General features: G+C 73.5%; 1 protein-coding gene. It reads left to right on the top strand.

The window, feature by feature from the left end; translation table 11 throughout:
* The coding region (locus H5J29_RS32270) for a class I adenylate-forming enzyme family protein (protein WP_181784695.1) at window positions 1-1,159 on the top strand (1,159 nt) is incomplete at its 5' end.
* Window positions 1,160-1,523 lie beyond the last annotated feature (364 nt).

Below are 1,523 nucleotides of genomic sequence, written 5' to 3' on the forward strand. Positions count from 1 at the left end.
GGAGTGGGCGGAGCTCGTCGCCACGTTCGATCCCGCGGCCGGGGCGCCACCCGTCACGGTGCAGCCCGACGACGCGTCCACGATCCTCTACACGTCGGGGACGACCGGGCGGCCCAAGGGCGCGGTGCACACGCACCGCAACCACGTCACGAACGCGCTGAACGTCCTGCTGACCGGGCGGGCGGGCGCGGCCGCGCGCGGGATCGCGCCACCCGCCCGCAGCGGGATGCTGCTGACCTACCCGCTGTTCCACATCGCCGGGCTCAACAGCCTCTACCAGCAGGTCCTCGTCGGGGGATCGGTCGCGACGCTGTACCGGTGGGACCGCGACGAGGCCCGCAGGCTCGTCCGCGAGCACGGGCTGACCGCCGCGGCGGGCGTCCCCACGACGTTGCGCGAGCTCGCCGAGGACACGATCGCCCACCCCGACGAGATGGGCACGCTGACCCGCTTCGGCATGGGCGGCGCGCCGATCCCCGGCGAGCTGGTGCGGCGGATCGGCACCGCGCTCGGGCCCTACGCCGCGAACGGGTACGGCCTCACCGAGACCACCTCGGCGATCTGCGCGAACGGCTCGACGGACTACCTCGCGCACCCGGACAGCGTCGGGCGGCTCGCGCCGGGGGCGGACCTGCGGGTCGTCGACCCGGACACCCTGCTCGACGTCCCGGCGGGCGAGATCGGCGAGCTCTGGTTCCGCGGGCCGAACGTGGTCGGCGGGTACTGGCGCAGTCCCGAGGCGACCGCCGCGGCGTTCGTCGACGGGTGGTTCCGCACCGGCGACCTCGGCTTCACGCAGGCCGGCTGGGTGTACGTGGTGGACCGGCTGAAGGACGTCGTGATCCGCGGCGGGGAGAACGTGTACAGCTCGCAGGTCGAGGCGGCCCTGCACGAGGTCCCGTGGGTCGAGGAGGTGGCGGTGTTCGGGCTCCCGCACGAGACCCTGGGGGAGGAGGTCGCCGCGGCCGTGCGGCCCGCGCCCGGCGCGGGCGGCACCGACGAGGCGGCCGCCGAGCTGCGGACGCGGGTGGCGGAGCGGGTCGCGAGCTTCGCGGTCCCCACCACGGTGCTCTGGTGGGACGAGCCCCTCCCGCGCACCGCGACCGGCAAGATCCTCAAGCGGGAGCTGCGGGAGCGGGGCGAGCACCCCCCTCGGTGATCAACAGGCCCTCACGCAGGTTCCTGCTCGAGCAATCCTGCGCAGGGGCCTGATGATCACTGCTGATGGCGATCAACAGGCCTTCCCGCAGGTTTGGGCCCGAGCATTCCTGCGTAGGGGCCTGATGATCACCCCCATTGGTGATCAGCAGGCCTTCCCGCAGGTGTGGGCCCGAGCATTCCTGCGTCAGGGCCTGGTGATCACTGCTGATGGTGATCAACAGGCCTTACTGCAGGTCCGCCAGATGTGCCTCGGCCTGGGCCAGGGTGGCTGCGGCGTCCCGGGCGGCTCGGCTCGCCTGCCGTTCCACCTGGGCAGCGTCCTTCACCGCGGCCGCGGCCGTGCTCCGGGCCTCCCGGGCCCG

The organism is Pseudonocardia pini, assembly GCF_013870575.1.
Lineage (GTDB): Bacteria > Actinomycetota > Actinomycetes > Mycobacteriales > Pseudonocardiaceae > Pseudonocardia > Pseudonocardia pini.